21 protein-coding genes and 1 pseudogene are annotated in these 23568 nt (G+C 43.3%); 12 read left to right on the top strand and 10 right to left on the bottom strand.

All coding sequences use genetic code 11. The annotated features are described in order from the left end of the window. The first annotated feature begins 24 nt into the window (after positions 1-24). Both N646_RS20965 and N646_RS20970 read left to right on the top strand, forming a co-directional pair. On the top strand, positions 25-1044 hold the full coding sequence (locus tag N646_RS20965) for a TerC/Alx family metal homeostasis membrane protein (RefSeq protein WP_017820941.1): 1020 nt from the start codon (positions 25-27) through the stop codon (positions 1042-1044). A gap of 279 nt (positions 1045-1323) precedes the next feature. Next, positions 1324-1515, top strand: a complete 192-nt coding sequence (locus N646_RS20970; protein WP_005376351.1) for a hypothetical protein — start codon at positions 1324-1326, stop codon at positions 1513-1515. 185 nt (positions 1516-1700) lie between these two features. Here the strand turns inward: N646_RS20970 and N646_RS20975 are convergent, their stop codons facing one another. From N646_RS20975 to N646_RS20990, 4 genes are all read right to left on the bottom strand, one after another. Then, positions 1701-2258 (bottom strand): PhnA domain-containing protein, encoded by a 558-nt coding sequence (locus tag N646_RS20975; RefSeq protein WP_005376350.1) that lies wholly within the window; start codon positions 2256-2258, stop codon positions 1701-1703. Positions 2259-2547: 289 nt separating this feature from the next. Then, complete coding sequence (locus tag N646_RS20980; RefSeq protein ID WP_005376349.1) at positions 2548-2757, bottom strand: YgdI/YgdR family lipoprotein; 210 nt, start codon at positions 2755-2757, stop codon at positions 2548-2550. 136 nt (positions 2758-2893) lie between these two features. Next, complete coding sequence (locus N646_RS20985; protein ID WP_017821928.1) at positions 2894-5302, bottom strand: VolA/Pla-1 family phospholipase; 2409 nt, start codon at positions 5300-5302, stop codon at positions 2894-2896. 20 nt (positions 5303-5322) lie between these two features. Further along, positions 5323-6558, bottom strand: coding sequence for an outer membrane protein transport protein (locus N646_RS20990; protein WP_017821929.1), 1236 nt, complete (start codon positions 6556-6558; stop codon positions 5323-5325). 422 nt (positions 6559-6980) lie between these two features. Here N646_RS20990 and N646_RS20995 point away from each other — a divergent pair, with 422 nt between their 5' ends. Then, positions 6981-8009 (top strand): site-2 protease family protein, encoded by a 1029-nt coding sequence (locus N646_RS20995; protein ID WP_021035977.1) that lies wholly within the window; start codon positions 6981-6983, stop codon positions 8007-8009. Positions 8010-8083: 74 nt separating this feature from the next. Here N646_RS20995 and N646_RS21000 read toward each other — a convergent pair whose 3' ends face one another. Next, the gene (locus N646_RS21000; RefSeq protein ID WP_017634168.1) at positions 8084-8872 is read right to left on the bottom strand and encodes a M48 family metallopeptidase; all 789 of its coding nucleotides are present in this window, start codon (positions 8870-8872) and stop codon (positions 8084-8086) included. A 200-nt stretch (positions 8873-9072) separates the two neighbouring features. Here N646_RS21000 and N646_RS21005 point away from each other — a divergent pair, with 200 nt between their 5' ends. The 5 genes from N646_RS21005 to cutA all read left to right on the top strand — a co-directional run bounded on the left by N646_RS21005 (position 9073) and on the right by cutA (position 12118). Next, positions 9073-9507 carry a hotdog fold thioesterase gene (locus tag N646_RS21005; RefSeq protein WP_005376340.1) on the top strand — a complete coding sequence of 145 codons (435 nt, stop codon included), beginning with the start codon at positions 9073-9075 and terminating at the stop codon, positions 9505-9507. 6 nt (positions 9508-9513) lie between these two features. Next, positions 9514-9747, top strand: coding sequence for a DUF3389 domain-containing protein (locus N646_RS21010; RefSeq protein WP_005376338.1), 234 nt, complete (start codon positions 9514-9516; stop codon positions 9745-9747). Positions 9748-9826: 79 nt separating this feature from the next. Further along, the gene (locus N646_RS21015; protein ID WP_017821931.1) at positions 9827-11536 is read left to right on the top strand and encodes an SgrR family transcriptional regulator; all 1710 of its coding nucleotides are present in this window, start codon (positions 9827-9829) and stop codon (positions 11534-11536) included. Then, positions 11520-11771, top strand: coding sequence for a hypothetical protein (locus N646_RS21020; protein ID WP_005376334.1), 252 nt, complete (start codon positions 11520-11522; stop codon positions 11769-11771). The genes N646_RS21015 and N646_RS21020 overlap by 17 nt, the downstream gene beginning before the upstream one ends. A gap of 14 nt (positions 11772-11785) precedes the next feature. Beyond that, complete coding sequence (gene cutA, locus N646_RS21025; protein WP_017634166.1) at positions 11786-12118, top strand: divalent-cation tolerance protein CutA; 333 nt, start codon at positions 11786-11788, stop codon at positions 12116-12118. Here the strand turns inward: cutA and N646_RS21030 are convergent. After that, positions 12080-12676, bottom strand: coding sequence for a DUF2238 domain-containing protein (locus tag N646_RS21030; RefSeq protein WP_017821932.1), 597 nt, complete (start codon positions 12674-12676; stop codon positions 12080-12082). The two genes, cutA and N646_RS21030, sit on opposite strands and share 39 nt — an antisense overlap. A 241-nt stretch (positions 12677-12917) precedes the next feature. Between N646_RS21030 and N646_RS21035 the strand changes: the two genes are divergently transcribed. Next, entirely contained in the window at positions 12918-13757 is an 840-nt protein-coding gene (locus N646_RS21035) for an isopenicillin N synthase family dioxygenase (protein WP_005386285.1), read from the top strand. A 128-nt stretch (positions 13758-13885) separates the two neighbouring features. Continuing rightward, complete coding sequence (locus N646_RS21040; protein ID WP_005376328.1) at positions 13886-14506, top strand: DNA-J related domain-containing protein; 621 nt, start codon at positions 13886-13888, stop codon at positions 14504-14506. A 79-nt stretch (positions 14507-14585) separates the two neighbouring features. Here the strand turns inward: N646_RS21040 and N646_RS21045 are convergent, their stop codons facing one another. From N646_RS21045 to tesA, 4 genes and pseudogenes are all read right to left on the bottom strand, one after another. After that, positions 14586-16241: an ABC-ATPase domain-containing protein gene (locus N646_RS21045; protein ID WP_017821933.1), complete on the bottom strand. Its 1656-nt coding sequence runs from the start codon at positions 16239-16241 to the stop codon at positions 14586-14588. Between the two features lie 71 nt (positions 16242-16312). After that, a complete protein-coding gene (locus N646_RS21050) occupies positions 16313-18226 on the bottom strand; it encodes a bifunctional diguanylate cyclase/phosphodiesterase (protein WP_017821934.1) in 1914 nt (637 codons plus the stop codon). 181 nt (positions 18227-18407) lie between these two features. Further along, on the bottom strand, positions 18408-19607 hold the full coding sequence (fabV, locus tag N646_RS21055; RefSeq protein ID WP_021035980.1) for an enoyl-ACP reductase FabV: 1200 nt from the start codon (positions 19605-19607) through the stop codon (positions 18408-18410). Positions 19608-19689: 82 nt separating this feature from the next. Continuing rightward, positions 19690-20291, bottom strand: a pseudogene (gene tesA, locus N646_RS21060) (multifunctional acyl-CoA thioesterase I/protease I/lysophospholipase L1). Between tesA and N646_RS21065 the strand changes: the two are divergent. Beyond that, positions 20290-20982, top strand: coding sequence for an ABC transporter ATP-binding protein (locus tag N646_RS21065; protein WP_005376323.1), 693 nt, complete (start codon positions 20290-20292; stop codon positions 20980-20982). The pseudogene tesA and the gene N646_RS21065 sit on opposite strands and share 2 nt — an antisense overlap. After that, entirely contained in the window at positions 20982-23438 is a 2457-nt protein-coding gene (locus N646_RS21070; RefSeq protein ID WP_017821901.1) for an ABC transporter permease, read from the top strand. Before N646_RS21065 ends, N646_RS21070 begins: the two co-directional genes overlap by 1 nt. Positions 23439-23568 lie beyond the last annotated feature (130 nt).

Raw genomic sequence — 23568 nt, forward strand, 5'->3', positions numbered from 1 at the left:
AGTCCTTCCGCCATGGGAGGAAATATGTCTCTTATCGAAAGTACCACCCAATTGAGCCAATCGGTGCCTCTTCAAGAATCATTAGCGATGTATGGTGCTTTTGGTTTATTTACCCTTGTTCTTGTTACGCTTGATATCTATCAAACACGTGGTGGCGTTATCACGATGAAAAAAGCCATCGTTTGGAGTGTTTTTTGGTTCTTGCTTGCCTTTGTTTTTGCAGGTTCTATTTATTTATTCTGGGACTTTTACGCGCCACATAGCGCTTATACGAACGACAAAGCAACGATTTCATTCTTAACTGGTTACTTACTAGAGAAGTCGTTAAGCGTTGATAACTTGTTTGTGTTTGCCATCATCTTTGCACAATACAGTGTGCCGGAGCATTTGCGTCCGAGAGCATTGCTTTGGGGGGTGATAGGTGCGCTAGTTTTACGCGCTGTCATGATTGCGGTTGGTGCTCAGTTACTTGCACAGTATCACTGGGTATTGTACTTATTTGCTGCTTTCCTTATTTGGACAGGTGTTAAGCTAGCTCGCGACAAAGGTGAAGCACAAGAGGTTAATCCATATCCGGAGCAGTTGATTCGAAAGGTATTGCCAGTTACAGATGACTACCAAGGAAATCACTTAATCTTAAAGCAAGCTGGTAAGTGGGTGGCAACACCGATGCTGATCGTTGTTGGTGTCATTGCAGTAATGGACGTTATGTTTGCGTTGGATTCTATACCAGCTATATTCGCGGTAACGCGAGAGCCATTTTTAGTCTTAGCCGCGAACGTATTTGCATTATTGGGTTTGCGATCGCTGTACTTTGTTCTTCAAGCAATGTTAGACAAGTTTGTATACTTAAAACCAGCATTATCAGTAATCATGATGTTTATCGGGGTAAAAATGCTATTGGTTGGAACAGAATATGAGATTCCGACAGCATGGTCTCTCACATTTTTAGTTGTTGTGATGACATCGGCAGTGGTGGCATCACTCCTAAAAAATAAAGCGAAGCGTCAAACTAGCGTTAATATTACTAATCAAAAAATATAAAGTAAGCACTAAAATCAAAAGAAGTAACGAAAAATATTGTTAAATATATGTTGTTGCTTAAGGGGCGATTATGCAGGTAATGTTCAGTTATTCAATGTAATTACAGCAATTGTGATTATTTATGCCGTTATTATTCATTTGTATTTTTGAGTTTTGTAATGAGTTTGTTTTATTAGAAATTCTAATTTGAATGGGTAAAATTTGTCATTTCTTAAACAATAAGAAACTGACTAATATACAACCAACTAAACAGACTACTGCTTTTAAAGAGAGGCAATCATGGCACAAGCAATGCAAATGACAAATGTAGCTTTACCAACCTCTATGGATAAGAAAACCTACGCGGTTAACTTCAAAGGACTGATTGCTCACTTACTGGACATTCTATTTGTAGATAACACTGCGCCACGCAGTTACTACGCAGAAGACTTGTCAGCACATATTCAAAAAGACATCGGTATGTACCGTTAATATTGAAATAGTGTAAGAAATACCGGCCTATGAGCCGGTATTTTTTTATTTGTAAAACATGCCTACTCAACCTACGCCCTAGAAAAGAAACACTCTAGAGGAGGTAGACATGATAGTAGATTAAGTGTTGTATAGAAAAACGGGGCACCATTGGTGCCCCGTTTTGACATGACTGAAGTGCGATATTACTTCTTGCGGCAGTATTCTGCGATCACGTACATCGACTGACCACCATTTGCCTTACCCGAAACTAGCTTTGGATCATCGCCAAGGCTAATACCACGAATCACTGTACCTTGTTTGATTACTTGGTTAGTGCCTTTTACTGGTAGGTCTTTAATTACTGTTACATCGTCACCTTTCTTAAGTTCAGTGCCGTTACAGTCAACCGTTTTATCGTCAGCAGACATCCCTTTCATTGCCCAGTTCATTTGCTCTTCTTCCATGTACATCATGTCAAGAGCATCTTGAGCCCAGCTTTCTGTGTTTAGGCGAGTGAGTTGGCGCCATGCAGTCACTTGTACAGCAGGAACCTGGCTCCACATGCTTTCGTTTAGACAACGCCAGTGGTTAATGTCTTTTGGCTCATCGATCTCACCCAGACACTTATCACAAACCATGATGGCAGTATCAACCGTCACATTACCGTGAGGTGGGACAGCGTATGCAGTTAGTTGAGATTCAGAAGAACACAGTTCACATTTTGACTCGCAGCGCGCAAGCAGAGTAGCTTCAATAGACATAAGGACTCACCTTAGTAATGTTATTTTGTGGCGGTATTATCCACTTTATCCTGAGAAATAAAAGGGTGTTAGCGAATTAAAGATTAGATTTTACAATACTCCAACCTGATTAAGGTGAAGATGTAAAATATTCGCTAAATAAATAATACGGAAGTATAAAAGACACTATTAATTGTTTTGGTTTATGAATTGGTTGTGTCAATTTCTACAACGATTACAAACCTAAAAGAGGTAAATGTAGAGAGAGGATGGCTAGAACATAGCCCTCTAATTTACAGAGGGCCTGTCGTTAACGTTCGACAATCTGGACAATTTGCTCTTTTGAAATACTCATTTCTTTACCATCCATGTCTTCATACTCGTACATACCCGTTTCCTCGTTCAGGTCTGGTTTACCGTAAGAGGTAATAATTTTCCCTTCATTTGTCGACATCAGATATTGGCTACTTCCGCATGCAGCAAGAAGTAATACAGTGGCAATAACAGTCAATACGCGCATAGAGTTTTCCTTTTAAACAAGTGAGTTAGGCAAAGACATCGTTTTAACTATAGCAGAGGAAATATGAGTGGGTTTGAATACAATTGAAATGAAAAAGCCCAGTAGAAACTGGGCTTTGGTAGGAAGGGCGTTGCGATTACTTCAAAACAGAAGTGTTAGTGACACCTGTTAGTGCGTCATCCATTAAGAAGTCAGTGTTTTCCATCTGCATCTCTACATGATGATCAATATCAGACAAAGTGCCATTTGGCGAAGCAAAAGTACTGTGCGATGCAGTAGCATTAAACTGTACAAAGCTCGCAGTTGCATTCACAGTAGTGTCCGTACTGTTCACAGTCTTCAACCCTAGCTTATTAGCAAGCGGTTCAGTACCCGCGAATGGTGCATTTGGAACGCTGTTTGGTACTGTGCTATCGCCATCCACTTCTGTCATAAAGAATGGTGTCGTTAGCGAACCAGATGCCACTAAATCTGAAGCGTTTGTGAACGGATCGACAGTGTCTAGTGTAGTCTGTGCTGCATAGATAAATTGTGAGAAACCTGCTTCTAGCGCTGCTACTTGAGCTTCCGTTGCCGCAGCCTCAAATGCTTCGTAACATGTTTTATCTTCTAGATCCGCACATGATGCATCAGCGTAATTCGCATAGTCTTTTGATGCTGCATAAGCGAGGTTATGTTTGATCTGAGGGCCGTAATTGTCTGAACCCAGTAACAAATTACCAATTTGTCCACCAGAGTTCTGTACTGATGCAGAACTAAAGGTGTACAGCGCATCCGCAGTAGGGCTGCCCAATGTATTGTTTGCTGCTGCGACGGCAGATGTAGCTACAATACCGCCAAGTGAATGACCTAGCATTTTGACTTTTGAACCCGTCATTGGGTTGAAGCCTTGCAGAGGACCTCCAGCTAAAAGACCGCCTTGAGCAGATACTACCAAGCTAGCGCGTAAACCTAACACATCCAGAACACTTTGACGTAGGTTGTCACGCGCAACGGCTAAGTTGGAAAGATTTAGATAAGCCAGTACATTCGCATTTGCGGAACGTTGTTCATCTAAGCTGCGCGTACCATGAATAGGTAAGTCAATAGCGATAACTGCCACACCTGCTTTTACCATATTGAACGCGAACGCGTACGCATTCTCTTTCGCTGAGGTGATGCCGTGTTGATAAATCACAACGTCTGTCGCGACGCCAGATTTAGGTGTGAAGACCAGTACTTCGACATCTTCAACCGATTTCACTACGGGAACAGGCGAGTAGCGAGTAATAATACGCTCACTATCAAGCTGGGTACCATCGGTAAGAGTAAGCTTAGCTCCAACAAGTTTTAGCTGCTCTGTAGGATCTGTAGCAAGCTTTGTCACATCAACAGGATCATTTGCAAAAACGCCTGTTGATAGCTGCTGAACCATGTTTGCTTGCTCGTTCGGATCCGCTAATGCTGCGCTTAGCTTCGCTAGGCTTGGCATCGCAGATACCATTGGTTGCATGTTCCAGCTTGCGCCTTTTTCCAAGTAATGAGGCAGTCTTACCACACCTTGTGTCACGCTTACATCGGCACCTGATTGCATGTAAAGGCCTTTAATTGCCGTTTTAGCTGCGTCTAGATCGCTAATGTATTTACTAAAGTCATCGTCAGAGTCTAGCGCAGTGCTAAAGTCTTGGGTTTCACCGAGCGTTATTGTGTAGGCCGTTGATAAGTCTACTGAACCTTCGTTTGAGTCATTTTTGTAAACGGTATTTAGTGTGTTTGTGCCAGTAGAAAAACCAGTAGCGGTTACTCCTTTGACTGCCGCTAACGTATCACCTACAGACTGGGTACTGAACCATGAGGAGTAAACGATGTCGTTAGGATTAACTTGAGCTAGACCAAAAATGCCTTCAACCGCCTGAGTGACTGCTTGAACAGAAGCAAGGTCGCCAGTTTCATAAACGATTTCTTTCGATTTACCAGTCGCATAACTTGCTGATGTACCAATTGGCTCACCATTCACGTCAGTAACATCTTGTGTAACCGCAAAAATGTACTCGCTTGACTCATCAAGTGCAGCCAAGAACTGGATGTATAGAGAGCTACCTTTTGCTTGAACTACGTAGTCCTGATTCTGAACGAGTACCTCTTCGATTGGGTTAGATTTACCGTCCCACTCGGTTAAGCGTTGGTTAATCTTGATGACTTTAACACCAGACGACAGCATGCCCGTTGCAAAACCGTCGCCGTTGAAGTTAAGAACGATTGGCATAGACGTTGACCATCCATCCATCGTGTTCATTGAGGCTCTAGGGTTGGTTAAAGCATCATCGCCATCAGTTGGCAGACCAAGCGTACCATCGCTTGTGTCCATTAATAAGTAAGACGGTGCCGGTACATCTGCGTTCGCTCCTTGAAGCGTAAAACTGATGGATGTTTCGCGATCAAGCAATGCTTGGACTTCATCTTCAAATTGAACTTTGTCGGAAGTACCAGAGCTGGAGGTATCATCACCACAACCAGCAAGAAGGATTGCAGAACAAAGCATTGATAATTTAAACGTGTGTTTCATTGGTTTACTCCGTAATCCCATTATTTGAAGGTGTAGTTCATCTGTACCGCGCTGATGTAAGCAGTACCTTCTGAGTCAAACTTAATCTCTTCACCCAGAGCATTTGTCTCAGTGAAAGAGCCTGATTTACTCTTAACAAGTGCAAAGCCTGCATCGAAAGTTAAATTCTCACTCATTGCGTAAGTTAGGCCCGCGCTGTACCAAAAACGGTCACTGTCAGGGATACTCAATGTCGCTTCACCTGCTTGTTCGTCGTACGCAAAGCCTGCACGGAATGTCCAGTCTGTATTAAGTATGTAAGTTGCACCAACGGAGTAGCGATTGTTGTCTTCATATTTCTCAGGTTTAAAGAAACATACTCCGTCATTACATTCGTTACTGGTCGCTTTTAGTTCTTTAAATGTGCTCCAGTCGGTTTGTTGCCAGCCGTAATGTACAGCCCATTGTTCATTCAGTTGATGGAAAGCCGATAATTCGATAATTGAAGGGAGAGAGATTTTTAAACGGCCATCCACTTTTGGTGATGAAGCTCGACCAGAGTCGTAACTACTAAACTCACCGTCATCAAAATCTAGATCAACCTTAGAGCGGTAGCCAAAGCCAAAACGGTTGTTTTCATTTAGCTCAAATAAAGCGCCGACATTCCAACCCCAAGCGAAAGTTTCACCTTCCATGCCGACAAGGTTATCGGACTTATTACCACCTAAAATACCGGCGAGTGCGCCTTTGTGGCGAGTCAGCTCTGCTTCAGCGTATACGAGGTTGATACCACCACCGACACTGAAAGACTCGTTGATACGGTAAGCGACATTAGGGTTGATGTTTACTGAAAGTAGGGAAGTGTCACCCGCCATATCACCTGCGGAAATATCATTTGGATAGTCAGTAGCAACACCGTATGTTGTGAACATACCGATACCCCAAGCCCAGTTATCATTGATAGGGCTGATGTAATAACCTGCTGGCACGATCTGTAAAGGGGCGACATCTTTCGCGTGTTCATTGTTTACAGTGTCGTACACATCGACTTCAGGGTCGATGATAGATAACGCGCCCGAAAATTGAGCTTCTTTGAAAAGTGTCATTGCTGCAGGGTTACGAGCAAGGACGCTGGCATTATCTGCGACAGCCCCTTCACCTGAAAATGCTCGACCAAGACCAGATGCCGAATGTTCAGCTACCTGGAAGCCCGCTGAGTGGGCATTACACGCAAACAATATTGAAATTGTAAGCAGAGAGCAGTGCTTCTTGTTCATCCTTGACCCTCCTAGGGTGTCATAATGCTGGACCGAAGTCCTTGTAATTGTTGTGTGGTACTTACACCAATTGTTAATACGCGAAATACAACGGTGATGTAAATGTAATGTTAATTGTATGTTTAATAACTTGTCAAAGTTTGAGCGTATTTTGCGTTTTAAATATGATGCATAGGTCAAACGATGGCTTGTAAGGGCATGTATTATCGTTATATTTTTGAAGAGAATGGTACGACCAGAATTGTTTTGCGAGCTTTATAGTTAAATAACGATCAAATCAAGAGATAGCTCGCTTTGCTGTTTCTTCACTTCACAGGCATAATTCGCGCTCGCTATGTAGTTATTCAATAGACGCAATAGGAACCGCATTGGAATTACTGAATGTTGAATTTTTAGGTCGTTCGCTAAGGCTCGAAGGATCGATGGCTGGGTGGCAGCAGTTATATTGGGATAATACGTTGGTGTCTCAAATCGATGCCAGTGACAATACCGCAGAGACTTGTCTACACCAGTTTAAGCTCTCTGCGGGTGAGGAAATCCTGAACTGTCATTTAGAGTGTTCTTTAACATGGCAACCGTTTGAATTGAGTTACAAGGTCACAATTAACGGTGAGCTCGTCAACGAAGGTTGTCGAAATGAAAAAGACATCGAGCGCCAAGTGCCAGAAGTTACGCCACCATCCGAAAAGCGTTTAAGTGTAATAGGCCTCGTATCTCTTGGGATGAAAGCACTTAAAAGTGCGAAAGTTATTAAAGTGGCGTTAGCGTCTGCAAGTCTCGCTGCATATTCTTGGCTATTTTCCATCGAGTTCGCGCTAGCGTTGATCGCTTGCTTGGTTTTTCATGAATATGGTCACATTAGAGCGATGAAGTATTTTGGAATGAAGACCAAAGGGATCTATTTGATTCCATTCCTAGGTGGTTTGGCGCTAAGTGACGAAAAGATAAACACGCGCTGGCAGGACGTGGTTATCTCAATCATGGGACCATTTTTCGGTTTAGTACTTAGTATAGTTTTTACTTTGCTTTATTGGATGACTGGTGAGGTGATCTTCGCTGGGCTTGCTGTGTTTAACGCCTTGCTAAACCTATTTAATCTGCTGCCTATTTTACCATTAGATGGTGGCCATGTGCTCAAAAGTATTACCTTCTCAATGAATACTTGGGTCGGGTTAGTTGGCAGTATTGCGACCGCTTTATTAGGCATTTTTATCAGTTACTATTTCGGTCTGACGTTGCTAGGGTTTTTATTGTTAATGGGAATGTTGGAAGTGGTGATGGAATGGAGAGCTCGACATCAAAGCCATTTATTGCCATTAACCCGTTATGGGCAACTATTTTCACTTGCTTGGTACTTGGTCTCTGTCGGAGGTTTTGTTTCTATCATCTGGTATTTTGCCACTCTCGGAGATAGTTTGTTAAGTTTGCCGCTACAGATATTGGGCACTTGATTAGAATCATAAAAAAGCTCCCTAGGGAGCTTTTTATTTGGCAAGCTTAAGTAGTAGACGATAGTAGCAATGAATTAGCCACATCTTGGTGCTTTCGCGTTATACGCAGGCAGCTTATTTATGGTTGCTTGTAAATCTTTAATGCGCGTACTGTGCGATGGGTGGGTTGAGAAGAATTCAGGTGGTTGAGAACCACCTGATGCAGCACTCATATTTTTCCATAAATCGACACTTTGACGTGGGTCGAAACCTGCTTTTGCCATGAATTCCAGCCCGACAATATCAGCCTCGGATTCCTGAGTACGACCGTATGGCAAGATAACACCGTATTGAACACCGACACCAAGTGCCGCCATCGTCATTTGTTGATACTGTTTGTACTCGGAAGCGCCAATGGCAACGTTTGCTAGAGACAACCCGGCATTTGCTAACTGACTTTGTGAGAGACGTTCATTACTGTGGTCAGCGAGGACGTGAGCGACTTCGTGACCAATGACTGTTGCCAACTGATCTTGGTTTTTCGCGACATCTAAAAGCCCGGTATACACGCCGATCTTCCCACCTGGTAGAGCAAACGCATTGACTTGTTCACTATCAAAAACAACGACTTCCCAGTCTTTAAATCCAGATTGAGCGGGAATGGTGTCAGTGATGTGTTTGGCAACGCATTGAACGTAGGCATTCGTTTTGCGGTCTTTGCTGATTGGGATATCTTTCTTCATTTGTTCGAAAGATTTAGCGCCAAGCGATGACATTTCCTGATCTGAAAACATCAGGATCTGGTTGCGACCCGTCGGTGATGCGCTACACGCTGTTAAACCCGCGATAGTTAAAAGAGCAGAGGCTTTCATCCATACCTTCATAACAGGCTCCATTTAATTTTTGTTTTGAAGCAATAGTATATACCCAAATAGTAACATGATGCATGGATCAAGTTATTCATCTGATTAATAAAGAAGGTGAGATGTTACGTCTTGAAGTTATGCCCAAGTAGCGTCTATGCTAGCTTCCTAGCACATCGTTACAACCTAACAAACCAGTTTGTGAAACTAAGAGTAAAACAATGAGTATATGGAAAAAGCCCGTAAGCATAGAGATTCTGAATGCCACGTCAAAAAATACCCTGATCGAGCACCTACAAATTAAATATACAGATTTCACTGACGACTCCCTTACAGCAACCATGCCCGTATGCAGCTTTACTCATCAACCTTTAGGAATGCTTCACGGTGGTGCATCAGTCGTGCTCGCAGAAACATTAGGCTCATTAGCTGCAAACTTCTCTGTCGATGAGGGCAGCTACTGCGTCGGTTTAGATATTAACGCGAACCATGTGCGAGCCATGCGAAGTGGTCATGTGATTGGTACGGCAAAACCGCTTCATCTGGGTATTTCAACGCAAGTGTGGCAAATCGATATCACTGATGAGCGAGGCCGTTTAGTGTGTACCAGTCGCTTGACCATCGCTGTGAAACAACACAAAACAAAGTCGGTATAAACTAAGATGGTGATTGAGTTTTCATTAGGAAAAATCATTGCAACCCAGCGTGAAATAGTGATTAAGCTCTCCGGTAGTGCAATGGTAACCTTGCAAGCGCAAACCGATGCAATTCAGTTGCTGGGTAGAGGAGCGAACGTTGTTTTATCTCATGGAGCAGAGTGCAAATGGTCTATCAAGCTGGACAACGAGGAACAACTGGCCGAACTTTCGCGAGAAATTGGTATCGATATTCAATAATTTATAGTGTGATGTTTGCACTTTTTGGTAAAAATGAGGAAACTTAGCTTATCGACAACAAGATAAGAATTTCCTCTTTATGAGTAGCCCTCGTTTACGTGTTCAGTTCGAAACACTGTTTGAAAAATTTTCCGGTCACGATACGGACGTTCAGCTCGAAGACATCACCGAAGCGTTGTTTTGTACACGTCGTAATGCTCGTATTGTTCTAAATAAACTTGAAGAAGAGGGCTGGATTGAGTGGCATCCGGCAGCGGGTCGAGGAAAACTTTCGAAACTCGTTTTTAAACGTAATCGAAGCGATGTCAGCGAAAACCTCGCCAGGCGTTATCTCGATGAAGGGAAAATCGGTCAGGCTCTAGATGCGCTTGATAACGATGCGGCACGATTGACGCAGGTTATCCAAGGTTATTTAGGGCTTCAACATCGGCAGGGCGAGCAGGTCGTGCGTTTGCCTTATTATCGACCATTGTCGATGTTAAACCCGCAGAAACCGATGCGGCGTTCTGAACAGCACATCGCCAGACAAATTTTTAGCGGACTCACTCGCCTTGATGAAAATGAACAACTTCAACCAGATTTAGCCCACACGTGGGAAGCAATTTCTGATACACATTGGCGTTTTTATCTTCGTCGTGGAGTACGCTTTCATAATGGTGAACCGTTAACAACCAGTTGTGTTCTTGAGAGTGTGCTTGCGTTAAATGGCTTGAACTTGTTTTCTCACATAAAGCGGGTGTCTTCACCACAAGAGTGGACCGTTGATATTGAGCTCGTCCGTCCTGATCGCTACCTTCCTCTGGCTCTGAGTGAGTCGCAAGCAAAAATTTTGCTACCGAGTGCTTTGCGTTCTGAAAGCTTCGATAGACAACCGATAGGGACAGGGCCGTTCCAAGTTAAAATGAATGATGATAAGCGTCTTATTTTGACTGCTTTTGATGGCTACTTTGGTTTTCGCCCTTTACTTGACCAAGTGGAGGTGTGGGTAATCGATGAAGCCTATTCTTCAATGGTTTATCCAAGCCTGTCAAAGCCGAAGATGGATAAACAAGGTTCATCCGATGAAGTCGAGCTGGACCCTGGCTGTACATTCCTATTACTAAACAAAAACACCGGGATTGCAAAAGATCCACGTTGGGCAGAGTTCCTCTCGCAAACCCTCAACAGTCACCAGATTTACTCGCATGTTCCACAAGATAAAGTGATGGAACTGGGAGTATTGCAAGCCTTTGGCCTTAAGCCTGGTTGGATTGATCTTAGGCCAGCAGAAGCGGGCAGCGTACCACAGGCTAATAAGGTAATTTCCGTAGCGTATCAGAAAAAGCATCCGATGTTTCCAGTAGTTGCCAAGGCCATCAAGACACTCTTAAAACCGCACGGTATAGAGGTTGAGTTTATTCGTTATGATTCTCAACCGCCCGCACCGGAGGAAGTGGATATCTGGGTGAAAGCTATGGGCATTGCAACGAACCGAAATGACGCGTTGGCGGGCTGGCTCCTGGATTACAGTGATATTGAGAAGTTCAGTTCAGGTTACGATTTTAGTGAATGGGCTAAACTTGTCGATCAATGGCGTGCCGGCATGCACACAGACTTTCCTGCGCGTGAGCTAGGACGACAGTTAGTAAAAAGCTGTCAGGTGATTCCTATGTTTCACTGCTGGCTAGGCGTGAATAAAGACCACAGCGGTGCGTTACAAAATGCAAAGTGTAATGCCTTAGGTTGGTTTGATTTTAATAATGTATGGGTCAAACCGGATATAGAAAGTAACCATGGCGAAACCGAATAAAAAACAACCGACGAAAACCGTCGATATCTTTTGCTCTAAATGTAAAACTCAACTATTTAAGTACCGTAAAGGCGGGAAAGGCGCACTGGTTAAATGCTTCAAAGAGCGCATTGTTGACGATTTCACACAAACCCCATGTATTTGCCCCGCTTGCGGACAAGAGTTTGCAAGAGATACTTTAGTAAGAGGAACCCCCGCTTACAAAATGATTGGCGGCAAAGTGACGATGAAATAATAAAGGGCTAGAAAATGAGTATGAAACATGACTATTGCATGGTTTTAAGTACAACCAGTAATGAAAAAAATCGAGATCAGATCATTAAAGGTTTGCTAGATGCACAATTAGCCGCGTGTATTCAAACAATGCCTATTGAAAGCCACTACGTTTGGAAAGGGGAGGTTTGTACTGACAACGAATGGTTGCTGGTGATCAAAACTCGTCGAGAGCTCTATGAATTGGTGGAAGAGAAAATAGAAAACCTGCACGAATACGAGGTCGCTCAAATCGTACAGGTTCCAATTGTTGATGGGTTTAACCCTTATTTAGAATGGTTGAGAGAATCGACGTTGAGCCGACATTAAGAATAACGACAACACTGCACCAACGGTATCGCACAACATATCTTTCTGGGCATCCCATATGTCACCTTGCGAGCCCAGAAAGGCAATTCCCTCATCGCCACCAGCCAATTCCGCATACCACCATTCGATAATCTCATAGCCAGCAGCAAGTGACATGATAGCAAACAAAGCAAACCAGCAAGAGAACGCTTTGTTGAACCGTTTTTTGTTTATCAAGTATTCAGCGATCGGATATGCGTAAAGGCCAATTGAAAAGTGCGCAATGCGGTCAAAATTATTTCGCTCTGAACCAATCATGTCGTTAAACCAGTCAAACGGCACTTCGGAGAACGTATATTTCGCACCGATAGTGTGCAAACAGAGCCAGATGAACATTAAAAAGTAAGCCGTATTACTGAACTGATAGCGAATCGAAATCGCCCAAATAGCAACAAGAATACCAATCGCCGGGATAATCTCCGCAAACCAAACTGCACGTGAGTTAGGTTCCAACGCAGAAAATAAAAACACGATGGCATAAAAAATCGTTAATCCTAAGAGTGTCGAGGTGCTTTTCATAGAGTTATTTGATCCTTCAATTTATCTTACAGTGGGACTCCATAGATTGTGTTAATGATTGCACTTAATTGAACGGTGTGCAATTGATATTTTAATGGGTTTTTTGATCACTGAAAATGTTGATTTATTGGCAAACTGCTCAACATTAAAACGTTTGCGCGTGCACTTTTCATTAAAGTTTGATTTACAACATGCCCATCCATAGAATCCATGATTCAGTCTAATAAAAAGAAGTAAAGCCATGAAACTGGAAACTGTCGATTATCTTGCTGACGATGCTGCTCAACAGTTCGTTACCTCTCTACGCGAAACGGGGTTCGGTGTGTTGAAAAACCACCCGATTCCACAAGAGCTTGTAGAGTCAATTTACAAAAACTGGCATGAGTTTTTCTGTTCAGAACAAAAGAATGATTTTCACTTTAACGTAGACACCCAAGATGGCTACTTCCCACCTTCTGTGTCTGAAGTGGCGAAAGGGCACAAAGTGAAAGACATCAAAGAGTACTTTCATGTTTACCCTTGGGGTCAGATCCCAGAGCAGCTTAAAGCTGAAATCTTAGAGTACTACGAGCGTGCCAATGCATTTGCTCAAGAGCTATTAGGTTGGGTTGAAGCGTACGCACCTAAGGACGTTCAAGAGAAGTTCTCTATCGCGTTGTCAGAAATGATCAATAACAGTGACAAAACATTACTACGCGTGCTTCACTATCCACCGATGACAGGCGAAGAAGAGCCAGGCGCTATTCGTGCTGCTGCGCATGAAGACATTAACCTGTTAACGGTTTTGCCTGCTGCTAATGAGCCTGGACTGCAAGTAAAGAGTAAAGAGGGTGATTGGATCGATGTACCATGTGACTTCGGAAACTTAATCATCAATATTGGTGATATGCTTCAAGAAGCGTCAGGTGGTTATTTCCCTTCAACGACTCACCGTGTAATCAACCCTACGGGTGGCCGTCAAGAAAAGTCACGTATTTCATTACCGTTGTTCCTGCATCCAAAGCCGGAAGTGGTGTTATCTGAACGCTACACTGCACATAGCTACCTTATGGAACGTTTACGTGAGCTAGGGGTTATTTAACCTTTACGTGATCTCCTTACAAAGGCCGATGGTGAATGACTATCGGCCTTTTTGCATTTATGCTACAAAGTGGAAATTATGTTTTTTGTGCCGTGAATGGGGCCCTAAACTCGTGTCAGAGAGGATGAATGGAAGGACAACGTACTGTCAATAGTATTGAGCCTCATGCAATAGAAAATCCGCTGCTTTGGCCAATGTTAGAAATTCTGAGAAAACAGCCCTCTAATTGGAAAGTGCACACCTTGGCAAGCTCGTTGGGTGAACAAGGTTATATTTCAAAGCTGGACGACTCTCCCGATAAGGATTTATTCAAAAGAAATTTCCTGATCATGAATGCATTATATCAACTGCAAGACACTCTGTATCCGGATAGCTGGCTTCAAGTCGAAGCCATGGATATTCAGCTCATGTCTTCGATGGAAGCTTTGAGGCATAAGATCGATATTCATGATCCTTTGCGTGAGTATTACTTAGATTGGCGCAATTACGAAGCGGACGAAGATGAAGTGCGTCGACTGTTGAATGAATTTTGGACAACTTATCAAAAGTTCATCGGTGGTTCGTCAGTAGCCAGCGTAGATAAGACAAAGGCACTGTCACTATTTGAACTTAACACTGACGCTACGCCTGCGGAAATTAGAAAACAATGGCGAAAACTCGCGCTTCGTTGGCATCCTGATCGAGAAAATGGCGATGCAGAAAGATTTAGAGTTCTTTGTGAAGCGTGGAATGTACTGAGAAACGAATGATTCGCTAAGAATAAAGATAAAGGAAGGCAGCTAACTATAGCTGCCTTTTGATTGAACTGTCTCTGTCAGCGTATCAAAACTAGCATGATGACTTAAACTGAGATTTTCGCATGCGGTTGAGGGCAGCCATAACGTCTAGTGTGCGTGGTTTGGCTAAGTCGCCTTGCTTAGGAAGAGCGGCATGCCACTCACCAGACAGCATTTCTTCAATCTCCTTCGCCGGATGATTACACCAACCTGGAAGTTGAGCAATTTGGAACCATAACCAGCCAATTGTGTTGACTTCATCGGCTGACTCTATCTGTTCCAAAGCGCTAAGATCAGTAAACTCTTTACCAAATCGAAGTGACTCTTTGCCTTTCGCATTCACACGGAACTTGCCGTCAGTAAGAATATTCATCAACGCAACGCGGTTCAGTGCTCGAGGTGGGAAGGTCTGTAAACGTTCTTCTGACTCGTTATGGCGTTGAGTAGGGTGCTGAGCGATAACTTCTTTCGCTTTTTCAGTCACATCAACGGCTTGGTAGTCGTGCATTTGAATGACGGTATCGGCAACGTCTAAGTAGTCGCCCGACCCACCCATAACGATAATGGTAGAGATATCAAGATCATCTCGTAATTGACCAATGCGGTCGACGAGAGGAGTAATTGGCTCATCACCTTTTGCCACCAATGCCTGCATACGCTCATCTCTAATCATGAAGTTGGTAGCAGAAGTATCTTCATCAATCAATAATGTGCTTGCACCCGCTTCAATAGACTCTTGAAGCCAAGCGGCTTGCGACGTTGAGCCTGATGCGTCTTGAGTAGAAAAGTCCGCCGTATCTTTACCCATCGGTAAATGGTTGATGTAGTTTGACAGGTTCAAGTGGTGTACGCATCGGCCATCTTCGGCACGAATCTTCATAGCCTTGTTATCGGCAACAATGTATTCGCGACCATCTCCTGGAATATGATCGTAAATTGAACGCTCTATTGCATTTAATAAGGTAGATTTACCGTGGAAGCCACCACCTACAATCAGTGTGATACCTTTTGGAATTCCTAATCCTGTGACATGGCCCTTGTTTGGCGCATGTAAAGTGACTTGTAGAGATTCAGGGGCTTTAAACTCAACGGCTTCTTTCATTGGAAGGTCGCAATTACCTGCAATTCGAGGAAGAATACTGCCGTTTGCGACAAACGCGACTAAGTTATTGGCCTCTAACTGTTCTCGTAGGGCATCTTGGTCTTCAACAACTTGGCAGTGCTTAATTAAAGCGGCTTTGTCGAGTTCACGCTCTAAAGTTGCTCGACGGATAAACTTAGGCAGGTGGAAAGTCAGTATGTTGTTGGCTTTTTTCCCCAATACTGAACGACCTTCGGCTGGTAAGTTAACTCGAAAACGCAGTTCAATACCTTCTTCAGTAAACAACACCGCGGTGCTATCCAGTACAGTTTGGCCTGTCAGTGAAATTGATACTGAGTTTTCTTGTTTAGCAAACTGTTCAAAACTACGCGCAATAAAATCACGTGCAGCTCTTTGAAATGCAGGAGACTCGTCTCTTAGCCACTCAAGACCAGTCAAAGACCATGCGCGAGTCGCACGAAAACGTGACGCCGATGCATAAGGGTCACCCTGTACATGATCGATAAACAAAGTGAAATCAGTGAAGTCGTATTGACCTTTGATTTGCTGATAAGCTCGGTAGTTCTGCTTTTCAATTTTCTTAAGCGTGGCAGTCAACTGATCCATGAAGATATTGGCCTTTTAATAGAAGCGGGCGGCGATTATAGAAACCACCGCCCTCATAGTAAAGAGAATGCTTAGGAAGAGTAGGCGTATTGCCCGCCAGAAAGGCGTTGATTAAACAAACTTTGCTCAAATTCATTACAAGGCATAGGTTTACCATAAAGAAAACCTTGTCCGATATCACAACCCTCACCAATAAGAAACTGCTCTTGTTGGTGGGATTCAATGCCCTCGATCACTACTTGGAGTTCCAGTTTTTTTGCAATGTGTATGATTGAACAAATGATCTCGCGATCATCATCTGACTTTTCCATTTGCTGGACGAAGCTTTTATCAATTTTGATGGCATCAAACGGATATTTCTTTAAATAGCTGAACGAAGCATATCCTGTACCAAAATCATCAAGTGACAATGTCACACCTAGTTTATGCAACTTATTTAACGTTGTGCGTGCTACTATTTCATCAGCAATTAGAGCGCTCTCGGTTACTTCGAGTTCGAGAAAGTGTGCTGGCAAATGGAAAGTGTCGAGTAGGTGTTGCACTTGTTCTGCAAAATTTACGTTTTGTAATTGAATGGGAGAAACGTTGACGGCAATTTTGAAGTTATCGATTAACTCAGACCATTGTTTCGCTTTGTCTATCGCGGTACGCAGAACAAAAGAGCCAACTTCAAAGATAAGCCCGTTTTGTTCGGCCATATGTATCAATGCTTCGTTGGAAACGTCGCCAAGTATTGGATGTCTCCAACGAAGCAAGGCTTCTGCGCCAATCCATTTACGTGTTTTGGAGTCTACTTGAGGTTGAAAGTACAACACTAAATCGTCGTTACGCACTGCTTGTAAAAGGTAACTTTCCAGTTCATTGTGACTATTGAGATCCGCCGAATGATTTTCTCTAAAATAACTAAAAGGTTCGCCGGATTCTTTACATAGAAGCATCGCGTAACATGCATGTTGAAGGATACGCTTAGCATTGCTGCAATCTTTGTAAGCTTGAACTATACCGATATACGTGTGCAAATGTATTTCTGTTTTGTTGAAGACAAATCCATCTACGCTAATTTTAGTGATATCATCTAATAGTTGATTTAACCGAGCTTCAATATCCTCTCCCCAAATCAATAAAACCATGTCATTCGAACTTGGTCTACCAGTGATAAATCCGCTAGCACCGTGTCTGGTTAATCTGGAGTGAAATTCTTTTAAAATGTTGTCAAAGACCTCGAACCCGTGCCTGGTCTGAATACTGCGAGCGTTACTAAAACCAATGTTGATGACCACAAGCGATTGCTGATCACTATCAAGGGACTGTAAGGTGTATTGGACAATGTTCTCAAGTGCAGAACGATTTAGAAATCCAGTTCCCTGATCATGTGTTTTTTGGTAGCTCACTTGTTTTTCCGCGGCTTTACGGCGATCAATTTCTTGTGTTAAGGAGTAACTTAACTGGGCTAAATCCGTGGTACGATTTTCAATTCGACTCTTTAGCTCGGTGTTAAGTCGCTGAAGTTTATGTTGTTGGTACACAACTGAAAGCTGTGCTTCGATTGAATCTTTGAAAGTTTCAAGCAACTGACGGTAACTATCGTTGTACTCGTTTCTCTCAGAGTCAAGCATACAGATTGTTCCAAATGACTCCCCATTTGGCCAGAATAGCGGTAAGCCGCAATAAGAAATCATGCCTAGTTTGATGTCTGGGTTATTTTGCCATTCTTCATCTTCAAGCGCATTGGGGATTACAAGCTCGCCTTTCTGTTCTATAACTTGCTCGCAATACAAACCGTTACCAAGCTGCTCTGCATCGCCAGTACGATAAGGATTACCTAGAGTTTCGCTAGATGTATTTACTTCTATGCGATCCGGATGGATACGCATAATTAATGTGGTGGGTACGTGTGTTATTTGAGCCAGTAAGTTGACGATTTCTTGCCAACTTCTTCGCATAGACTCAGGGATTTCGTAGTCTAATGTTTGCAATCTCCCCATATAGGTCATCCTTTACGTGGTTTCACTTCCTGTGAATTTAAAAATGCAGACTGCTCTATTTTGTTCTCGCTTTTTAATTAAGTATAGGGTGGCTAGGGCTCGAAACAAAAAAAAGTCCTGAAAAGAGTTCAGGACTAGGAATAGTTGTCACATATCTCATCCTTGAAACAGGTAACAAGCATCAAGGCTTAAGCGACATTAACGATTCAATAGAAATGTCTTGCGAATAGTCGACATCTTCAAAGTTAAAGCCATTGAGCTTCATAAACTCATCTTTAAAACCTTGGTAATCACCAATCTCTTTAAAGTTATCAGCATTCATCTGTTCTAAAAGAGCGTGGACTTCTTGTTGAACTTGCGGTTCAAGTTCCAAGTCATCTATTCGAATCAAGCGTTCACCGTCAACTGGCACTTTCTCTTGATCGTATAACTTCGTAGTAAACAGTCGCTGCATTTGTTCAATACAGCGTTCGTGAGTACCTTTTTCCTTCATCACTCTATAAAGCGCTAACAGGTAGGGACTTAGCGCAGGGATGAATACACTGGCTTTCGTCACCAACGCCTTACACACGGTTGCGTAAGCACCGCCGTCAAAGTTGGCGAGTTTGAGGTTTAATGAATGACTGGTTTGGTGTAAATCGATTTTCGCTCGACCTAACGTACCATCGAGATAAATTGGGTGCGTAATGTCAGGGCCCATGTAAGAAAAGGCGATGGTTTTGCAGCCGTTTGAAATAGAGTCGTTATTGATGAGTGTGTCAATCCAGCTTTCCCAGTCTTCGCCGCCCATTACTTTAATGGTGGCATTGGCTTCCTCTTCTGTTGCAGGCGTTAAGGTGGTTTCTATCCACTTATCGTTCTCCAGCATGATAGAAGCGCCAGTGACAGGTTCACCAATCGGTTTAATGACACTGCGCCAAAACTCATCAGATTCAGGTTTAGGTCGAACACCGGTTGCCAAGCTATAGATGACTAAGTCAACTTCACCCTCAAAGTACGTTTCAATGGCTTCAATCACTTGATTGCGCACCGAACCAGAGAATGCATCGCCAACAATATTTATTGCGGTACGCCCGGCTTGATTTGCTTCCTTCTTAAAAAAGACGTTGTTATACCAACCCGCACTCCCAACCCCTTTCTCTGAAGGGCCACGCTCAAATGAGACGCCAATGGTATCGGCGTTAGCGCCACCGAACGTTAGGGCTATTCGGGCCGCTAGGCCGAAACCAGAGGAGGCACCAATAATCAAAACCCGTTTTGGGCCTTTTTTGATCTGTGGGGCGCGTTTTACGTATTCAATTTGCTCTTTAATAGATGCATGACACCCTTTGGGGTGCGCAGAGCGAGCAACAACACCTTGAATTAACGGTTCTATTCGCATGTTGTTATCTATCCTCGATGAGTGGAATTGAAAATAGATTAACGTAAAGTTACGTAAAACTTATTGAGCTAGACCATTAAAATTAGAGATGTTTAATTAATTCTTGAGCAACGAAATCAGCGATCCAAGGTTGTGCATCTGGTTTTGGGTGAAGGCCATCATCCATCATCCATTCTGGTTTGGTGACAACATGCTCTAAGAAGAATGGCATCAAGGCAACTTGTTGATGCTGTGCAAGCTTAGGGTAGATATCGTAAAACATATCGCTATAGCGCTTACCATAATTAGGTGGAACCCGAATTTGCATCATGACAACGTCCGCACCAGAATCTTTTACCATGGTAATCATTTTTGAAAGATTCGACGTAATAAGTTTAGGAGGGAAACCTCTTAGGCCATCGTTGGCACCTAACTCAATAAGTACCATGTCAGGGCTATGCTGAGTTAGCAACTGAGGTAACCGTGCTAAGCCATTGCCGGTTGTATCGCCAGAAATGCTGGCATTAATAACTGTTACATCTTGACCATGTTCTGACAACGCATCAGGGAGTAAGCTAGGCCAACTCTCTTCGATTGGCATCTGATAGCCTGCACTCAAGCTATCACCCAAGACAAGTAGCTTTTCGCTCGCATGTGCAGTAGCGGAAAAACAAAAAATAGAACTAAGGAAAGTATACGAATCATGCAAACACCTGTACTTAATGCACCTATTGTTCAAGCCAATTTGGTTTCTAAACAAGTCTCTACTAATCAAGAACAATTAACAATCCTCAAAGACGTAAATGTTGACATCCGAAAAGGAGAAAAAATCGCCATCGTCGGAACTTCCGGTGCAGGTAAGTCAACATTGATGACGTTGCTAGCTGGTCTTGATACGCCGACATCAGGCGAAATTACTTTATTAGGTCATGAATTATCAAAACTGGACGATGAAGCACGTGCGAAAATCCGGGCTGACTCTTTAGGTTTCGTTTTCCAAAGTTTCTTGTTAATCCCGAGTTTGAGTGCATTACGTAATGTCACGCTTCCTTGTCTTTTACGTGGTGAAGCCGAAGATGAAGCAAGAGCAGCGGAATTATTAGCTGCTGTTGGATTGGAAAAACGTGTCGACCATCTACCAAGCCAGTTATCTGGTGGTGAACAACAGCGAGTTGCACTAGCGCGCGCATTTATGACACAACCTGAACTGTTGTTCGCAGACGAACCTACCGGCAATCTTGACCATCAAACCGCAGACAAAGTGATTGAGCTGCTATTCGATCTTAATGAACAGCACGGGACAACTCTGATTTTAGTAACACACGATGGTCATCTAGCAAGCCGATGTGACCGTATTTATCGTATGGAGGCGGGTGAGCTTAAGGAGGAGATATAATGTCTGCAGTATCATCAAGTGAAGCAACATCCACAGAACAAAACAGTACAACACAGCACTCGCCGAATAAAAGTTTGATACGTTGGAGTTTCGGCGAATTAAGGCAGGGGAACCTTTGGCCTATTAGCGTTGCTCTTATTCTCGTGATTGCGAGTATCTTTGCGCTTTCTGCATTAGCAGAACGAATGGAGCAGGTGATCGTCAAGCAGGGGAAGGATGCATTAACGGCAGATGCGGTGTTTGTGTCTGCTAATCCCATTCCGGACACGTTGTTAACCTCGACTGAAAACCTTGAACGTTCGATGATGACGCGATTTGCCACTATGGCATTTAGCGATAATGGTATGCAGCTTATTTCTGTAAGGGCGGTGGATGATAATTACCCTTTAATGGGAGAGCTCGTTCTTGAAAATAATCCGGCCGGTCGCGTTAAAGAGAACCAACTCTGGCTTGATGAGCGGATTATGACTCAACTAAACGTAAACTCAGGTGACAGCGTCACGATAGGCGATGCCGAGTTTACTGTATCAGGCGCAGTATTGATGGAACCTGGCTTGAGCTTTAATCCATTTCAGCAAATGCCTTCTGCATACATTCATCAAAGTGACGTAGATAAAACAGGAGCAATTCAAGTTGGGAGCCGAGTTCAATACCGTCTGTTTTTACAAGCCGATGATAAAACACTAAAGAGCTTACAAAATGATACGCAGCTTTCTCCGAGCGATCGCTGGCGCACGCAAGATACTGCCAGTCGTAGTAATGAGGTTTTTGAACGCACGACGCAGTATCTGTCGTTGACCGTAGCGATTGTCATCATTATGGCAGCGACAACATTGGTTCTTACTTGTCAAAATTACGTGAACAGCCGGACACAAACTATCGCGATGTTGAAAAGTCTTGGTGCGAGCCGCCGATGGATTGAAAAGTGGTTATTTATTCAAGTCACAATCCTTCTCATTAGTGCCAGTGTCGTCGGTCTATTGTTAGGGAGCGGGCTGGAATATTTATTACGTATTCCACTCAAAGACTTATTACCCGACCCACTCCCTAGTTACGGCGTCACACCATTTTTGGTGGCATTTATCTCAGCAGTCTTGATTACGGTGCCTGCTCTCGGTATACCACTTTTAGGCTTGATTAAAACTCCCGCGTTAGAAGTGCTACAGCAGGGTAAAGCGCAACGTTCTTGGAAGCGAATGTTACTTGTTCTAGTGCCCGTTATTCCATTACTTTTACTGTATGCTGATAACACCTTAGTTTGGATCGTGCTCACTGGTATAGCGGTACTGTTTGTGGTACTCGCAGCAGTTAGCGTCACACTCACAAAGCTGTTTGCACGTGTGTCAACCCATCCTGCAATGAAGCTTGCGTTGAGTCGTATCAACCGGACGCCAGTAACCAGCGGCCTACAGTTTGGTGCTTTGGCATTATCTTTGATGTTGCTGTCTATCATTTGGCTTGTGCGCAGCGATATTCTCGCGGATTGGGAGAGAACCTTACCTGCAGACGCGCCAAATGTGTTCGCTTTGAACATTGGTGATTATGAGCTCGATAACTACCTAGAAACCCTAGATAAAAATGGAGTTACGCGGTCACAAGCTTATCCAATAATTCGTGGACGACTAACAGAGATTAACGGTCAAAACGTCAAAGAGATTGATTACGAAGGAGAAGGTTCTGACGCGATACGTCGAGAGCTAAACCTGACATGGGGAGATACCCTACCAGAATATAATGATGTGCTTTCGGGTGAATGGACAAACAAAGGGAGTGTATCTGTAGAAGCGGATGTAGCAAATGACTTAGGCATAAAACTCGGTGATACGCTGCGCTTTGTAATAAACAGCCAGAATTACGATGCATTAGTAGATACCATCCGTTATGTCGAATGGCGTGACATGAAGCCTAACTTTTATTTTATTTTCTCATCTGACGTGATGGCTAATTTACCTGGTTCTTACCTCATCAGTTATAGGATTGAAGAAGGAAATGAAGCGTTGTTGACGTCAATGTCACGTGCTCACCCAACGGTCTCTGTTTTAGATATCCGAACTATGGGCGAGAAAATTCAGGCTTTGATTCAGCAAATCGTATCAGCAATCACCATCCTTGCTCTTTTAGGCGTTGTTGCTGGTCTGCTGCTCATCTTTACGCTACTGAGGTTAAGCTTGTCCCAACGCCAACAAGAGATTCGTTTGTATCGCACATTAGGTTCAAGTAAGAAACGGATCAACACAACCCTGTGGGCCGAGTACGGAATTATGGCGTTGATTGCTAGTGGTGTTGCGGTATTCGCTGCGGAAGTTTGTGTGGCCGCAGTCATGACATATGGATTCGATCTCAATGCACAAATTCACCCCGAATTGTGGATAGCTTTACCGCTTGCAACATTTGTTACGTTGGCACTTGTAGTGATGAGTTTGTTGAAAAGATTGTTAACGCCAGTAAACACTTAATCGCAGCGAGTGTTATCAAGTTTGGAACACTCCATGACACTTTTATTTTAGTTATCCACAAAAACAGTGGATAACTTTTGGGATAACTAAATGGGGTAAAAAGTGGGGTGTTTCTGCAGGCTTTGCGCCA

The organism is Vibrio alginolyticus NBRC 15630 = ATCC 17749 (assembly GCF_000354175.2).
In the GTDB taxonomy this organism is placed as follows: Bacteria; Pseudomonadota; Gammaproteobacteria; order Enterobacterales; family Vibrionaceae; genus Vibrio; species Vibrio alginolyticus.

What these genes read in the sequence shown, in the direction of transcription:
- N646_RS21045 (WP_017821933.1), bottom strand. Translation starts at nt 16,241, where the DNA reads ATGGATCAGTTGACTGCCACGCTTAAGAAAATTGAAAAGCAGAACTAC.
- N646_RS21035 (WP_005386285.1), top strand. Translation starts at nt 12,918, where the DNA reads ATGAAACTGGAAACTGTCGATTATCTTGCTGACGATGCTGCTCAACAG.
- N646_RS20980 (WP_005376349.1), bottom strand. Translation starts at nt 2,757, where the DNA reads ATGCGCGTATTGACTGTTATTGCCACTGTATTACTTCTTGCTGCATGC.
- N646_RS21070 (WP_017821901.1), top strand. Translation starts at nt 20,982, where the DNA reads ATGTCTGCAGTATCATCAAGTGAAGCAACATCCACAGAACAAAACAGT.
- N646_RS21030 (WP_017821932.1), bottom strand. Translation starts at nt 12,676, where the DNA reads ATGAAAAGCACCTCGACACTCTTAGGATTAACGATTTTTTATGCCATC.
- N646_RS20970 (WP_005376351.1), top strand. Translation starts at nt 1,324, where the DNA reads ATGGCACAAGCAATGCAAATGACAAATGTAGCTTTACCAACCTCTATG.
- N646_RS20965 (WP_017820941.1), top strand. Translation starts at nt 25, where the DNA reads ATGTCTCTTATCGAAAGTACCACCCAATTGAGCCAATCGGTGCCTCTT.
- cutA (WP_017634166.1), top strand. Translation starts at nt 11,786, where the DNA reads ATGAGTATGAAACATGACTATTGCATGGTTTTAAGTACAACCAGTAAT.
- N646_RS21065 (WP_005376323.1), top strand. Translation starts at nt 20,290, where the DNA reads ATGCAAACACCTGTACTTAATGCACCTATTGTTCAAGCCAATTTGGTT.
- N646_RS21050 (WP_017821934.1), bottom strand. Translation starts at nt 18,226, where the DNA reads ATGGGGAGATTGCAAACATTAGACTACGAAATCCCTGAGTCTATGCGA.
- fabV (WP_021035980.1), bottom strand. Translation starts at nt 19,607, where the DNA reads ATGCGAATAGAACCGTTAATTCAAGGTGTTGTTGCTCGCTCTGCGCAC.
- N646_RS21010 (WP_005376338.1), top strand. Translation starts at nt 9,514, where the DNA reads ATGGTGATTGAGTTTTCATTAGGAAAAATCATTGCAACCCAGCGTGAA.
- N646_RS20975 (WP_005376350.1), bottom strand. Translation starts at nt 2,258, where the DNA reads ATGTCTATTGAAGCTACTCTGCTTGCGCGCTGCGAGTCAAAATGTGAA.
- N646_RS21000 (WP_017634168.1), bottom strand. Translation starts at nt 8,872, where the DNA reads ATGAAGGTATGGATGAAAGCCTCTGCTCTTTTAACTATCGCGGGTTTA.
- N646_RS21015 (WP_017821931.1), top strand. Translation starts at nt 9,827, where the DNA reads ATGAGTAGCCCTCGTTTACGTGTTCAGTTCGAAACACTGTTTGAAAAA.
- N646_RS20985 (WP_017821928.1), bottom strand. Translation starts at nt 5,302, where the DNA reads ATGAAACACACGTTTAAATTATCAATGCTTTGTTCTGCAATCCTTCTT.
- N646_RS21040 (WP_005376328.1), top strand. Translation starts at nt 13,886, where the DNA reads ATGGAAGGACAACGTACTGTCAATAGTATTGAGCCTCATGCAATAGAA.
- N646_RS21005 (WP_005376340.1), top strand. Translation starts at nt 9,073, where the DNA reads ATGAGTATATGGAAAAAGCCCGTAAGCATAGAGATTCTGAATGCCACG.
- N646_RS20990 (WP_017821929.1), bottom strand. Translation starts at nt 6,558, where the DNA reads ATGAACAAGAAGCACTGCTCTCTGCTTACAATTTCAATATTGTTTGCG.
- N646_RS21020 (WP_005376334.1), top strand. Translation starts at nt 11,520, where the DNA reads ATGGCGAAACCGAATAAAAAACAACCGACGAAAACCGTCGATATCTTT.
- N646_RS20995 (WP_021035977.1), top strand. Translation starts at nt 6,981, where the DNA reads ATGGCTGGGTGGCAGCAGTTATATTGGGATAATACGTTGGTGTCTCAA.